14 protein-coding genes are annotated in these 14,482 nt (G+C 41.8%); 2 read left to right on the top strand and 12 right to left on the bottom strand.

The features are described from left to right. Positions 1-126: 126 nt before the first annotated feature. The 3 genes from FKN08_RS10435 to FKN08_RS10445 all read right to left on the bottom strand — a co-directional run bounded on the left by FKN08_RS10435 (position 127) and on the right by FKN08_RS10445 (position 2,480). Positions 127-318, bottom strand: a complete 192-nt coding sequence (locus tag FKN08_RS10435) for a hypothetical protein (RefSeq protein ID WP_170892064.1) — start codon at positions 316-318, stop codon at positions 127-129. A gap of 110 nt (positions 319-428) precedes the next feature. Next, positions 429-1,364, bottom strand: coding sequence for a universal stress protein (locus FKN08_RS10440; protein ID WP_046875927.1), 936 nt, complete (start codon positions 1,362-1,364; stop codon positions 429-431). 396 nt (positions 1,365-1,760) lie between these two features. Then, positions 1,761-2,480 carry an SDR family oxidoreductase gene (locus FKN08_RS10445; protein ID WP_170892065.1) on the bottom strand — a complete coding sequence of 240 codons (720 nt, stop codon included), beginning with the start codon at positions 2,478-2,480 and terminating at the stop codon, positions 1,761-1,763. A gap of 135 nt (positions 2,481-2,615) precedes the next feature. Here FKN08_RS10445 and FKN08_RS10450 point away from each other — a divergent pair, with 135 nt between their 5' ends. Next, positions 2,616-3,524, top strand: a complete 909-nt coding sequence (locus tag FKN08_RS10450; protein ID WP_031780274.1) for a LysR family transcriptional regulator — start codon at positions 2,616-2,618, stop codon at positions 3,522-3,524. Positions 3,525-3,617: 93 nt separating this feature from the next. Here FKN08_RS10450 and FKN08_RS10455 read toward each other — a convergent pair whose 3' ends face one another. Further along, positions 3,618-4,391, bottom strand: a complete 774-nt coding sequence (locus FKN08_RS10455; protein WP_074190524.1) for a helix-turn-helix transcriptional regulator — start codon at positions 4,389-4,391, stop codon at positions 3,618-3,620. Positions 4,392-4,490: 99 nt separating this feature from the next. Here FKN08_RS10455 and FKN08_RS10460 point away from each other — a divergent pair, with 99 nt between their 5' ends. Then, positions 4,491-5,627, top strand: a complete 1,137-nt coding sequence (locus tag FKN08_RS10460; protein ID WP_170892066.1) for a multidrug effflux MFS transporter — start codon at positions 4,491-4,493, stop codon at positions 5,625-5,627. A gap of 116 nt (positions 5,628-5,743) precedes the next feature. On the opposite strand, the gene FKN08_RS10465 is transcribed toward FKN08_RS10460, so the two are convergent. The 8 genes from FKN08_RS10465 to tssK all read right to left on the bottom strand — a co-directional run bounded on the left by FKN08_RS10465 (position 5,744) and on the right by tssK (position 14,471). Then, positions 5,744-6,847: an alpha/beta hydrolase gene (locus FKN08_RS10465; RefSeq protein WP_170892067.1), complete on the bottom strand. Its 1,104-nt coding sequence runs from the start codon at positions 6,845-6,847 to the stop codon at positions 5,744-5,746. A 223-nt stretch (positions 6,848-7,070) separates the two neighbouring features. Beyond that, positions 7,071-7,481, bottom strand: a complete 411-nt coding sequence (locus FKN08_RS10470; protein WP_053807869.1) for a hypothetical protein — start codon at positions 7,479-7,481, stop codon at positions 7,071-7,073. A 202-nt stretch (positions 7,482-7,683) separates the two neighbouring features. Beyond that, on the bottom strand, positions 7,684-8,181 hold the full coding sequence (locus FKN08_RS10475; protein ID WP_249373414.1) for a hypothetical protein: 498 nt from the start codon (positions 8,179-8,181) through the stop codon (positions 7,684-7,686). A gap of 153 nt (positions 8,182-8,334) precedes the next feature. Continuing rightward, positions 8,335-8,733 (bottom strand): hypothetical protein, encoded by a 399-nt coding sequence (locus FKN08_RS10480; RefSeq protein WP_170892068.1) that lies wholly within the window; start codon positions 8,731-8,733, stop codon positions 8,335-8,337. Beyond that, entirely contained in the window at positions 8,730-10,739 is a 2,010-nt protein-coding gene (locus FKN08_RS10485) for a pesticin C-terminus-like muramidase (protein WP_170892069.1), read from the bottom strand. Before FKN08_RS10485 ends, FKN08_RS10480 begins: the two co-directional genes overlap by 4 nt. 12 nt (positions 10,740-10,751) lie before the next feature. Beyond that, positions 10,752-12,209 carry a DUF4150 domain-containing protein gene (locus FKN08_RS10490; protein WP_170892070.1) on the bottom strand — a complete coding sequence of 486 codons (1,458 nt, stop codon included), beginning with the start codon at positions 12,207-12,209 and terminating at the stop codon, positions 10,752-10,754. A 148-nt stretch (positions 12,210-12,357) separates the two neighbouring features. Further along, positions 12,358-13,149: a type IVB secretion system protein IcmH/DotU gene (icmH, locus tag FKN08_RS10495; RefSeq protein ID WP_006741083.1), complete on the bottom strand. Its 792-nt coding sequence runs from the start codon at positions 13,147-13,149 to the stop codon at positions 12,358-12,360. Next, positions 13,146-14,471, bottom strand: coding sequence for a type VI secretion system baseplate subunit TssK (gene tssK / locus FKN08_RS10500; RefSeq protein ID WP_047008196.1), 1,326 nt, complete (start codon positions 14,469-14,471; stop codon positions 13,146-13,148). Before tssK ends, icmH begins: the two co-directional genes overlap by 4 nt. Between the last annotated feature and the right edge of the window lie 11 nt (positions 14,472-14,482).

A 14,482-nucleotide genomic window follows, 5' to 3' on the forward strand; every position in this document is an offset into this window, starting at 1 on the left:
GCGCAAAGATAAAAAGCTCCACTTGATTGTTTTAGCCCAAGTATTTCAAAAAAGATCATAAAACCAAGGGATAAGTAGCAAACAGCGATCACTGAATGCTACTTAAAGGAACGTTAATACAAACAGCTACTTGCTGTCCGCTACGGTGAAAGAACGTAGATCACTACTTACGTGTTCTCTACTGAATGTGTATGGATTATCGTCATCAGTTAACTCGAACGCATCGTAGGTGCAGTCACCGATATCATTTCTCGGACAAACATAAACGTTCGAACGTTCTATCATTTCTGTGTGGCATTTCGGGCATAGGTTTTTCATGTCACTCTCCTCTGATAACTTATTGATACACTGATAATTCCATGTTCTAGAACTCCGTCTCCCTCCTTTACCTAAAACAACCACTTAAACCCAGGTTTGTTACACACCAATTACTGAATCGGCGATACAAAACCATCGGGCTTAAGAGCGACCAAACTACAGTTTATAGATTGCAAAATGTTTTCAGCCGTATTACCAATGACGTAGCCAGATATCCCAGTTCTCGCTAAGGTACCCATGACTAGAACGTCCACTTCTATGCTTTCTACGTAATCCGGGATTTTTTCATCAGGCTTTCCGTGTAAATGATGAATCACAATTTCACCCGTAATCCCCGACTCTTCCAGCAGTTGTTGTAGAGCTTGTTTATGATCGGCTTTTGCTTTGTCGAGTTCATGTTTCAACTCAGCATCGTCGACTTGAATCCAAGCATTGTCATGTAGGTAATTCTCTAAGTAATATTCCCAGCAAGAAATCACATGTAAACGACTGTCACAGGTGTCGGCTATTGAACGAGATAATTCAAGTAAACGCACCGCTAATGAGTGCTGTTCATCGCTCGCCGTTAACGGATCTATCGCAACAGCCACACGGCGTTTGTCTCTCGGCTTATCAATCGGTCGGTGTAACCATAATGGACAAGGACATTTGCGTAACAGTGTCATATCAATGGCTTTGAAGCCTTCAGCGCCTTCACCGAGTGGTTCAGCTTCTTTGATGATAAGATCTTTGTTGTCAGCTAATGCTTCTTTAATGATACAGACAGCGGGTTTTTCACTGCTTTTCACAGTAAGAGGAAATGCCAGATCATCTTCAGAAAGATCGAGCTTCTGTCTGTATTCCTGAATGCTTTGTTTGAGGGAGTCTTGTAGCGATTGCTCATAACTTTGCTGATACTGGAGCATATCCGCGGGGAAGTCGGGGCACGCAATTAGCCCTGAAACAGGCACTTTGTTGCTGGATGCGATCCTCATCGCTTGTTCGAGCGCCTCACTATGACCAGGCAATCCTTGTGTTGCAAAAAGTATGTTCGCGAATCGTTTCATACACACCTCCTTGTTTGGTTAAATATTAACCACCCACAAAGTATAATACCTAACGGATAATTGTAACGGCTTGTGACGTTGATGAAATCAATTCTCATTAAGCTATGGATATTGCTTCATTTTGCTTTACGTCACCTTCTCCTTTTCTTTACGACTGTGGCCCGCTGACCCCAATAGAGCTACATACTAAAAATTGAGACCAAATAAAAACCCAAATTACTCAAAGTTTTTTCTCACCTTGAGTAACTTGGGTATAAGCAATAACACACTTAGGCTACGGACTTAAATGGGTAACCTAAATTTTCATACGACTTAGTTGAAAGATGCCATATCAATCACGAATCAGTGTGCAAATATTCACAGCCCTAATGATCCAGAAGTCGCTGTAAATTAATGTTAAGGTTGCTGTTTTGTTGGTGCCAAAGCAATTTCGCGAACACATACACCTTGCGGTTGCTGATAAGCAAACAGCACTGCTCGTGCAATATCGTCGGCTGCCAACACGCCCCCCATATCCTCTTTCCAAGCATCATAGCCATCTTTAATATCTTGAGACGTAGTATGTGAAAGTAATTCAGTTTCCACTGCGCCAGGTGCAATAGTCGTAACACGAACATTCGATGATGCGACTTCTTCACGTACGTTTTCAGAAATCGCATGAACCGCAAATTTGGTACCACAGTAAGCGGCATGATCAGGAAATGTTTTCTTGCCCGCAATAGAGCTGATATTAATGATCGTACCACTGTTACGCGCTTTCATCGGTGCTAAAACGGACTGCATGCCATTTAGCAAGCCAAGTACGTTCACATCAAACATGCGCTTCCACTCCGATGCGTCCTGAGTATCTATCTGACCTAGAAGCATAACGCCTGCGTTATTTACAAGTGCATCTACCGGACCATACAACGCTTCAGCTTTCTCAATTGCCGCTTCAAAAGAAGCTTTATCGATCACATCTACCTTTTCACAAAGCGCATTTGGCAAGTTTAATGCTTCTAAACGTTCTACACGTCTTGCTAACAAAAGAAGAGCATGGCCCTGTTCGCTGAAATGACTTGCAATCGCTTCACCAATGCCTGAACTAGCGCCTGTAATAACAATTAACTTTTTCATTTTGAATCCTTAATAGAACGGTTTACCTCAATGGCGATAAGTTTAAGAAAACTTAGTTTGTTGATATATACCGACCTAGTTGAAACACTGTTGTTATACTGCAACAATACTTTTTTGAATTACGCAGAAGTCATCATGCAAACACACATCAACCTTGCGGATATCCGCTCTTTCGTCCTAATCGCTCAACTAGGAAACTTCACGAAAGCAGCAGAGCAACTTGGCGTTTCTCGCTCACACGTTTCACGTCAAATAACAAATCTGGAACAACAGATTGGTGCCACTTTGCTACAAAGAACCACTCGAACACTGAAGCTCACCGAAGCAGGCAAGGTTCTGTATAAACAGTGTGAAACCGCCCTTCACAATATTGATCAAGCTGTTATGGCAGTGGTTGATGATGTAGAAGAATTAAGAGGCGAAATTCGTATCAACTGCGTGGGGGGGTATTTAGGGGAAGACGTTGTCGCAGATATCGTTGCTCAGTTTCTAATCCAACACCCACAAGTGAACATTAACTTAGATTTTAGCAGCCATCGTGTCGATTTAATCGCGGATGAATTCGACATCGCTTTTCGAATGGGAAAGTTAGACGACTCCAACTTTATCGCTCGCAAACTGATTGATGTGGAAATGGGGACGTACGCAAGCCCAAGTTATTTAGAAACACATGGCTATCCTTCGCATCCAAAAGACTTAGAAAAACACATTTGTTTGACAGGTAGTGTGACACGCTGGGCATTCGAGAACACAAATACAAAGCAGTCAACGGAACACCAGATACGTGGACAGTTACGATGTAAGAGTGGCAGAGTAATGATAAAAGCAGCGTTGGCGGGAAATGGTATCATCCGTGTACCAGCACTTTATTGCCAACAAGAACTCCAGACAGGCAAGCTAAAAGAAGTGTTTACCGACTGGAGCATTCCGAGTGTGGAGTTTTCACTCCTTTACCATCACGACCGACATCAACCAAAACGCATCCGAGCCTTTATTGACTTTGCTACTCAATATTTTCGTCAGCTGCCGAGTAAACACAAGTAACGTGCTCGATAGCATTTCCCTATGTGAACCAATATATACGGAATCTATAGAGCCCAAATTTGTACTAAAGAAATACGTAAGCATCGTGATGTTTTAAGGTCTAGTTTTCATAAACATTAGCGGTGTTTGCCCAGTTTGCTTTTTGAAAAATGCAATAAAAGCACTGTCTGACGAAAACTCCAGCCAATCAGCAACGGCGCTGACTTGCATTCCCGTAGATAACAATTCAACTGCTTTTAAGAGCCTCCACTGTTGACGCCAATCTTGATAATTCATACCCGTTTCCGACTTAAATAATCGTGTTACCGTCTTGGTGCTTGCCCCAACTTTGCTTGCAAGAGTAGTAAGCGAAGGAGCGAGAAATGAAGGTTCAACCAACTCTCGACGAAACGTTGTTAAGCGCCGATGCGATGGCAAAGGCAACTGAAACGAATAACGTTTCGCAGCATAAAACTCCTCCCAAAAAAGCGCCGTCGTATTTACCATCTCGCTGCTAGGCTTATCCCACTCCCAAAATGACATTTTATCAATAAGAGCTTGGAGTAAATTATTCACTTCTATCATCGTGATCTTACTCGGACAGGCAAACTCCTCACAATCAAAATACAAAGATCGATACGCCACCACATTCGTCATTAGTGCGCGATGCGGCGTATTAGGTGGGATCCAAACCGCCTTTGTCGGTGGCAAAATACAAATCGAGTCTTCCAGAGCAAAACTCATACAACCTTGAGGTGCGTACAACAATTGCCCTTTCTTGTGCTGATGCATACCCGAGTCGTGCTTGCCAATATCCGCAGCAATTCCCACTACACAATTAGAAATTTTGTCTGCGTCAAACTGTGTTTCTTCGTCAATAAGTGCCATTTTGTCCGAATATTGATGTATTTGGTTTTTATGTTGTTATTGGCTCAATCATAGCCTCATTTATACTGCCCGCCAACTTCATTAACAATGGGTAACAATATGAATACTAAGCCCTCTTTATGGCTCATGCTGGTTATGTTGATGTTTCCGCAAATTGTAGAAACCATCTATAGCCCAGCGTTGAGCTCAATCGCTCTATCATTTGATGTAAACCACGCACAAGCAGCACAAACACTGTCGATTTACTTCCTAGCGTTTGCCATTGGCGTTGTAGTTTGGGGAGTGCTCGCAGATAAACTGGGAAGAAGGCCTACCATGCTTATTGGGCTCTTTATCTATAGTTGTGCGTCTTTACTCGCAACTCAAACCGAGAGTTTTGCTGTTGTCATGGCTGCGCGAGCCCTGAGCGCATTTGGTATCGCGGTAGGTTCCGTTGTCACACAGACCATGCTTCGTGACGCATTTGATGGTCAAGAACTGAGTAAAGTCTTCAGCTTAATGGGGATGGGTATATCAATCAGCCCGGTAGTTGGCATGCTATTAGGCGGGCAGCTTACAGCGCTTGGTGGATACCGTTATGTGTTTTTCGCTTTATTTTTAATCGCGTTAGTATTGCTCGCTTATAACGTTATTAAACTTCCTGAAACACAGAAGGAACAGACACCAGTACGGTTGCATCAACTTAGCTTGAAAATGCTAAGAGACGCGCGAATTTGGCGCTCAGGATTACTGGTTGCTTTGTATAACATTGCTCTATTTTCTTATTACCAGCTTGGCGCATTTACTTTCTCAGCACTTGGGTATAGCTCCGAACAATTTGGATACAGTGGCATGGTACTGGGGTTAGGCACTCTGCTTGGGAGTTATTTAAACAAATCCCTAGTGTCTAAAAATGTTCGAAAAAGCCAACTACTTTGGCTCTCAGCAGTATTGCTTAGTTTGGGAGCAGTCGGTGTGTTGATTCTGAGCCAATCAATCTGGTTTGTTACTCCAATGGTGTTAGTCGTCATGTCTTATGGGATTGCGATACCCAACATACTCAGTGATGCACTCGTTGATTATAAACAACAGGTAGGTAGCGCAGGTGCTTTATTTGGGCTCATGTACTACATCATGATCGGGACGGGATTAGCGATGGCTGGAACAGTACAAAACTTAGGTGTCGTTCTATTAGCATGTAGCTGTTTAGCGATTTTATTAGCGTTTTCTACAAAACAAGTTCATACCGACTTGTGAGTATAATAATGAAATACTCTCCGTAATGGTTCACCGAGAATCTAGAGAATTTTTCAATCAATAGGAACTGAGGAGCACAATAGTAACCGCTCCTCAGTTGTCTTCTAGAGGGCGATCTAAACTAAATTAACCTTAAAGAAGCTCTCTAATTTATCAAATGGGATCACATCCAATTGATCGTAGAGATCCGTATGATTCGCATTTGGAATGATCATCAATTCTTTAGGCTCTGCCGCCGCTTCATACGCCGTTTCAGTGAAATAGCGAGAGTGCGCCTTTTCGCCATGAATGAACAACACTGGGCGTGGAGATATCTCTTCAATGTAGGTCAGAATTGGCATATTCATAAACGACAGCGGCGTTGTGAGTGTCCATGCTGCATTTGAGTTAATCGCTCGTGGATGAAAGCCACGTTCAGGAGACTTGTAATAGGCTGCATACTCAATAACAAATTGGGGCTCACCTCCAACTAACTCAAGCGATACTGGCCCGTAAGTAGGTGTTCCATTTTCGGCATCTTCCCATCGTTGCAGGCTTAGCTGCTCTAACGTTTGCGTGCGCTGCTCAAACGTCGTACTGTCGTTATAGCCTTTAGACATTACACGGGTCATATCATACATCGTACTGGTTGCGACTGCTTTGACGCGTTTATCTGCAGCAACTGCGTTTAACGCCATGCCGCCCCAACCACATATGCCTATCACACCAATTTTCTGACGATCAACGTCTTTCTGTAGGCCAATAAAGTCCACAGCTGCGCTAAAGTCCTCTGTATTGATATCAGGTGATGCAACGTTTCTTGGTTCACCACCACTCTCTCCGGTATACGACGGATCAAACGCTAAAGTAATGAAGCCTCGCTCGGCTAATGTTTGAGCATATAACCCTGAAGACTGCTCTTTCACAGCGCCAAATGGACCACTAATGACGATAGCCGCAAGCTTGCCACTTTTATTTTTAGGTCGATAAAGATCCGCTGCCAACATGATGCCATAACGGTTTTTAAAACTCACTTTGCGATGTTGAACTTGGTTACTTTTCGTAAATGTTTTATCCCAAGTGTCACCAAGACTTATTTGCGTCTCAGCTTGAACAGAACTCGTTGAGAGCGATCCGACTCCCATAGCAACCACGCTGGCACCCGTCATTTTCATCATATTGCGACGACCTTCATCAGGTTCATCTTGGTAACTTGCTTGATTGTCGTTCTGGCTTTTCATGGTAGACACTCCTAATTAACGTAACACACGATGAGTACAGTACGCGGAGGCTTTATCGCTCCTACTTTACTGACACGTACATTGTTGCAACTTTCGTATTTTTTCGTTAACCAGATACTACGCATTGCTTGCCTAATCTTCCGAAGATTGGTCTAAACCTCTTCTAACGTTAATTAAGGCGTAAATAAAAAGCGCCTGTCGGCGCTTTAATTATCTATAGCTCTTATTGCCATGTTGGCTCACCAAACTCTTCACAACGTTGCTTGTCGTAATTTTCAATGCGCCCGCGTTTACCTACAAACTGAACCTGAACAACCATTCCAGCTTCAACATATTCACTGAAATAATCGCAAGAAACACGAAAACTAGTATCGCGTATCACAATTGGTACCCATTCATAGCCGCCGCTGCGTGGTAAGTAAGACTTGAAGGTAATGACCCCGTCATCTGAAACGTTGATTTCTTGATCATATTCATTCAACTTATAAAAACGTTGTCCATCAAACTCTGCCTTTGCTTTTTCAATTATTTCCTTCGTTGCTGTCGATTGCATCGGCGTATTTGACACCAGTTGACACCCAACAACAGATGTCAATACGGACAAAGCCAAAGCGAGTTTAGTTATTTTATTCATTTACCTAACCACTGTAGAATTATTCAACACTTATCATTTTAAAAAGCGGAAACCATACTTTATTTTTAATAAAAGAAAAAGCGCCTTTTGGCGCTTTTTATCTGAACATTTCTTATCCAAACGTCTCGAGTAAATTTTCTAGAAAAGCTAACTCTTTATTACAATGAATTTTATTTAGGCTCTCACTGGAATCTATTGCTATTTAATCCCAAGCTTCAAACTCATTGGGCTTTACGTGTTTTATTTTTAATCTAACGCTAGGAGCCAGAGCTGTTTCAGTTCCCAATTCACAGTAGTACTCAACAGCATTTTCATCTTCAATCATGTCAACGGAGTTAGCAACGACACTCAACCGTCCACCACCTCTTGTCAATGAAAAGTACGCATTCTTGTTTTCATTTACTTCAAATTTCAAAGGAATAAATTCAGGTTCTTTAAGAGAAACATCTACCCATTTATAGTTATCTAAACTCTTCCCTTGTCGTGGGGCATAAACTGTTTTCAACCCATTTTCGTCAACAACGAAGTACATCGAATTCTCGGCTTTATTAAAACAAGCTTTCAAGCCACCACCTTTATTTTCCAAATCACATGTGAATACAACTGAGCTTTGCTCACACGCAGCATTTACTAAGAACGGAAGAGAAGAAAAAAATAGTATGGATGTAATCTGAGTAAAGTTAAGGAACATATGAAACATTAACCAAATTGACTCCAACTCAAATTACATTTATTAATAGTGACTATTCCTTATAGGAATATATCTACCCGTAATCACTGTATAAAACTAATTACTAAATAAACAGCTATTTTATTTCTTCTACATTAAAACCCAAAGTCTAAATCGGTATAATTACTTACACTCTTGGTTTGAAGAAGTTGGGTCCAATGCTAAAGCAACAAAATCATTCCCATATCTTCTAACAACAATAGGTTGCACGGAGTCATAAGTGCCGACCTTAGATTTATCATGAAAGCAAAGGTACACATTATCACCTTTAACTTCCATTAACTCAATCTTGTAATACCAATGGTCATCATCTATTACAATCTCATCTTTTGTTATTTTTGGTACTGCAAGTTTGAATTCACCTTGAAAATCAGAAAAATGCCTTTCTTCGATGCTCTTGGGGTTCAGTGAGTTAGGGAATGATGTAAAGTCTAACAATTCATAAATATCCGTCATTGAAGCTGCACTAGTCAAACCTGACCAAATCACAGCCAAAGTAATTAATAGTCTACTATAATTCATTCAATAATTTCCTTAAGTAATAACGCTTCTTTTTTTCTGCGTGTTGGATATAGATCCCTAAAGTCCATTAGATTATCATACATTTCTTCCCACTTCTGGTTTACAGCTTGAAACCAGAACTTTCTAGTTTCACGAGGCAGATAACCATATTGATAGGCAACGGAAGCAATTACAGTTTGAGCTTGACTTGGTAAACAGGCAAATTCAATCTGAGAATTTTTATTATACAACGCTATGATTTTTTCAGTTTCATGCTTTTTAACTACGTGATTAATTAAAAGCAACTCATCTTCATTAATAGTTAACGGATTTTTTTTCAAAAAAGATTCTGCTTCAAATTTCTTCATACCTAGATATGGGGTGAGCTTTGTTATAAGATCACTCGGTAGTTCGAGTTTTTTCAAATCAACTATGTTTCTTGCTCCTAAATCGAAGCCAGTAGCAATAGTTACCCCACTCTTACTATTCTTAGGGTCAGGAACATATCCTTTTTTTCTGCTACCTTCAAGTTCACCTATAAACTCGTGGTCAATTGATAATTTACATTCACTTAATTTCGTAACATTCAATGCAAAAGGCCAATAATGCCAAAGACTCTTGTCACCGCTTAGTTGCAAATCACCTTGTAAATCCTGCATCCATGAGAACTTATCTGCTCTTTCCAGTTCGAATTGCGAGAAAAGATCAAAGCTATCCATCACTTGATCGCGCCATGGGGAGTTACGGTAGTCTTCTTCAGTCACAAAACCGGCCGAGCACTTAATATCTAGTGCGTCCTTTGCGGTCTGATGGATTGATTCATAAAGACTTTGTGACGATTCTGTATGCCAATCAGTAGGATGTTTCACTATAAATCGCTCAAAGTGTTTACGCTTACCGTCTAAGTATACTTTGGCGTCGCGAGCAGTGAACGAGGAGAAGTCCGTTACTTGATCTTCTGTCACAGATTCAAGTAATTGCTGAATAAACGAATTACTCATATCAACGGCACCGCTACTATCGGATCCATCGAGAACGACCAGTGGATTTTCTTCCGCATTTTTGGGAGAAATCTGTTTTTTGAAAAATTCGGGCGGCTCCTCAAAAGAAAACATCTCGATATGCACGCGATTATCGTCTTTCTTAGTTCCTATTGCATCGTTGCTGTACTCGTGCAGTCCCATGTAGCCGATATCTTCCCCAGCTGAAACTTTTATTCCCTCTCTAAATAAGATCGGGAGTAAACAAACCACACTACCGTCCCTAATCATTGCCGCGTTGTCCGACATCCATTTAGGTTCTGAAACTGGTTCTGATAGGACAGCAGAGGAATCTTCTAAAATGTCAAAGTCACTATTGAGACCCGAAGCAAACCAAACAATCTTGTTTAACAGTGCTTTTTCGCTACCACTTGCCGATTCACCATTCTCTACCACACGGCACTTTATCATTTTGTAGGTATTTTTGCCGATCTGGTATGGGTGGGTTTCCTTCTCTTCAGCATACAAGTATTCAAGTAATGTCCCTTTAGACATCGACCGTTTTTTTACTTTTACGCTAGAGTTAGTAGGCACATCACTATGTTCGAAAATGCGTACATTACGCCTTTCTTGTAAGCGATAACGCGTGTTTATTGATGAATTAGCGCCAATATCTGAAGGTGGCGCAAGGTGCATATAAAGTGTATAGAATTTAAATACATCTTCACTATCTTCGGGGTTTACAGCCTCATGCTCGATAAGCACAAAGTTATTACTGTATTTAAACTCTTGCTCTTGGTACGTTGATGTTAGGTAATCAGGATTTATGCGAAATGCCACTATTGTTCCATCAAGCATCGCTTGAATAGGTCTGAGCCCTTTCCCCCACGGTAACATTTTTGATGTTAAGTGAACGCCACTATGCCAACCATATCCTTGTCCTATTAAATAACGACCACTCTTAGCTTGAGCAAACAATTTCGTAAAATCACTGAGCGTGTAGTAAGCGTCACCTTCTCGTTGCGCTATCGGAAAAACTGCATCCATGATTTAAATGTCCTAGTCAGAAAAGTTATCGTCAAAAGTGACAAATGATGGGCGGTTCAAATTGTTTGACTTCGTGTACACCACCGCATTAACCCTACCTAAATTAGTAGCAAAGCTAGATTGGCTCGCTATGTTAACGGTACTCCCAAGGGCCATTGCCGATATAGAGATTAGGGTGTCATTTTTGGTCTCGAAAATTTGGCTAATGACGTCAGGAAGTGCTTGTTTAAAGTGGTTAAGTGCTTTTTTATAACCGTTTATACCCTCTTCAACAGAACTCAACGATCTTGCAGAAGCTTGGCTTTGTATGAAATCTAAACGACCGATGATTTCACTGTTTAGCTCATCGATGTATGAACAGATTTGATTGTTTATCAACGTCCATAAAACAAACTGCAAATGCTTCACAGTATTCCCAGTCCCTAAAAAGCGAAGCTTCGCTAATAATTCATAGGGAGGCTCAAACACATCAGCTTGATATAAGACTCTCAATATATCGCCATTTTCGTGCACTTGCTCCAAGAGCAGTTCAACTAAAGGTTCATATTTCTCTAGCGTAGTTGTATCAGTTTGGATGTGATAAAGTGCCGAAACATAAGCATCAGAAAAGTCTTTAGAGTGATTTTGACTAATCGCATAAGGAGACAATATACGGCTTTGCTCTAACACAATATCTTTAAAGTCATCATCACTGAAGGATGGGGACATTAATATGCCCCAGTCATTAGCAACCCCAACACGATCTTCCCAAAATGGCGAGCGGCGACCTGCGACAAACGTACAAAAATCATTCGGATCAGGGTAAGTTTCCGTCACAATATTTTCAGCTAAAGATTGGTTCGGAGTGTAAGAGTCTTGAGTTTCGCTGAGCACTAACTTGCATTCTTTTAGAGCGATACCATTAACAGATGCTTTTCCGCTAGAATCCAGCACTCCACTCCCAATGACAGCACCTGAAGGTTCGACTAAAGAAAATTGTGCATTAGAGTAAGGGAGCCCATTTGGATATTTGCATTCTATATCCAGCGTATACGTCCCTTCCTGCTCTTCTGTAACAGAAACCGATGGGTTTTGTGCACCGCCCAAGCACATGGTGTTGGCTTTGTTCATGGTCATTTGATCGGACAGGCGACATACGCCTTTGCCCTCAAATTTAACCGTTGGTGAAGCTGAAATAAATTTTGCTTCGGCTTCTATCGTGCCTGAGGCAACGCCTTTTCTGTCACCGCCCGCATCGCCAGTACTTTTTGAGAACGTACTGCCATTGATAGCGACACTGTTACCGCCATCCATAGAGACCGTCGTAGTCCCGCCAGCAAGGTCTGCTGATTTAGCATTGTTGCCATAAGGGATAGGAACGACTGGCTTGCCGACCTTAGTTAAACAAACATCTGGGAGCGTTGCATTCGCTTCACCACCTGAGCCTTTATGAACTATCGAAAGTCCATTCGCACCAACTGTTACGCCCATAACCAATCCATTTGAATTTTATTGATTGAATGATAAAAGAGATCGCACATTGCAATCTATCTAAATGACTAGTGAATTTCACTAAAAGACCAGTGATATTCACAGCAAACCTTAAAACTGGCAGAAGATCTCATTTTTAGATTTCTGGTTATCTATACACTTCAAGCAGTTGCTGGAATTTTAAGTCTATGACGATGTAGGTTGCCGCATACATAAGCGCAAACGTAATCGCACTAAGACTCAAGATCAGCTTGGGTGAAATTACCCTTTTTAACGGCTTCTTTAGGTATTTAGCTTTAAGGTTAATTAAAGAAACTTTTTCTTGTTCTGCTAGGCGGTCATCTCGCACTAATCGATAAATGGTGCTGCCAATTTCCGCTAACTTTTCGTTACCACGCTCTTCACGGCCGTACTTGCCTTGGAAACCAAGTTGAAGCAATAAATAGAGAAACTCTATAACGTGACGGTATTTGCGAGGGTCGGCTTTTAAGCGGTCGAGAATAACGAAAAACTTGTCACCACCAGAGGTTTCGTTATGGAATTCAGACAGTAAGCTGTTCTGGCTCCAGTGACTATTTGCCCCCCATTCTTGCCGACAAACAGATTCATCAATCGCCGCACACAAGCAGTAACGAATAACAAGAACCGAAGCACGATCGAGCTCCATTTCATTAAGTTTTCGTTCACCTTTTCGAATCTCACGTGCCACTTGTTCACGAAATGGCATCGGGTCATCAAGCCAAGGGATCGAAGACATACAAGACAGACTGGCGATCAACCATGAGAATTGATCCACCAGCGGGTTAATACCCATGTTGTCGATAGATAGATCTTGTACTGCGATGTTTCTCGATAAGTCAGGCGCTGGCATTACCTCCATTGGTTTGCCAGGCTCTGGTTGGAATAAGACTACGGTGACGTCTGTTTCTGCGTAACTCATAGACGAACGGCCCAAAGTTGCAATGATAAGTTAGCGAAATCGCCCGCAACGTGAATCGCAATCGCAGCAGTGTTCTTCAATGCCATCCACTCTTCGCCCGTTTTATCGAGCTCGAAATAGGTATAGCCAGCGTGATACGGCAGCGCGCGTGGCACAACTGGCATTGGTTTGATCTCAATCCCAGGCAGTTGAAGGTTAATCAAGTCGCGAATGTTATCGATTGAACCGATCTTCGTTTGGCTGACAAACTGCGTATGCAGGACATCCAAGGTAACGTCGGCTTTAACTGCAAGAATAAAGGTCGTCGTATCAATGATCTTATTGTCAGGGATCGCTGCCGTTCTGATGCCATAGTTCTGATCTTTTAAGGTCAGTGGAATTGCTCTTTGTTCAGACATCACGCTCAATGTCATTTTCGCACTGTCTAGAACGCGAGAAAGACAACTAGTTAAATCACCATGATTGTACTTAGTAAACTCAATAGGTCGGCGTGTCGTCGAGCACAGCGTCGAAAGCTCGCCCTCTGCCTGAAGAAGAATTCGATACAGAGACTCAGGGTGTACAGCTTCTGTGTTTGCAAAATGCCAAAACAAGGGTTCGTATCTATTGAGCGCTTGCAAAAGCATAAAGTCAGAAACTGATGATACGCCTTGTTGATCCACTACCCCTAATCGCTGAACTATGGATTCTGCGCGGTGCTTGAGCATAGAAGCAAACTCCGTCGCGAACTTATTAAGTACCGTAGATGCGTGAATATCAATACAGGTAGGAATGAAACTATCATCTAAGATCACGCTACCATCTGGCTTCACTTCCGAGATCTTGAGGATCGGAATAGACGTGTAAGCACTTTTATCTTCATGATCGTACATTAAGCAAAAGTTAAGCTTACCGACAACGATATTTGCCATGTCTTCCGAATCATAACAAGCATCAACCGCTTCTTGAGATTCCATCGTATAACGTGCACCGTCTTTTTTAGTGCCAAATAACTCAGAACGTTCCGATGGTAACGGACAGCACAAATAAACCACTTTATCGGCAATCGAAGGATCCACATCTTTCACTTCTGGTAGTTCAGCGAGCAGTGGAAGCTCAAATGGCGTGCGGTCCTGTAGGATGCCTTCTGCACGCGTAATACCAATTTTACCGAGGGCTAGCAGTTGTGAATTTATTTCCAAACGCTTAATCCCCCAATGTAAAGGAGATGCGTTGCTGCTCAACATACTCGACAGTTTACTTTGCGAACGATCGAGTTGTTGAAAATGCTGCGGCTTCATGAACATTCCATCTTGCCAAACAACTGGATTGTATAAAGACATGTTTCTATCCC

The sequence above is a fragment of the Vibrio sp. 1-2 (7-a) genome, from assembly GCF_013048515.1.
Lineage (GTDB): Bacteria > Pseudomonadota > Gammaproteobacteria > Enterobacterales > Vibrionaceae > Vibrio > Vibrio diabolicus.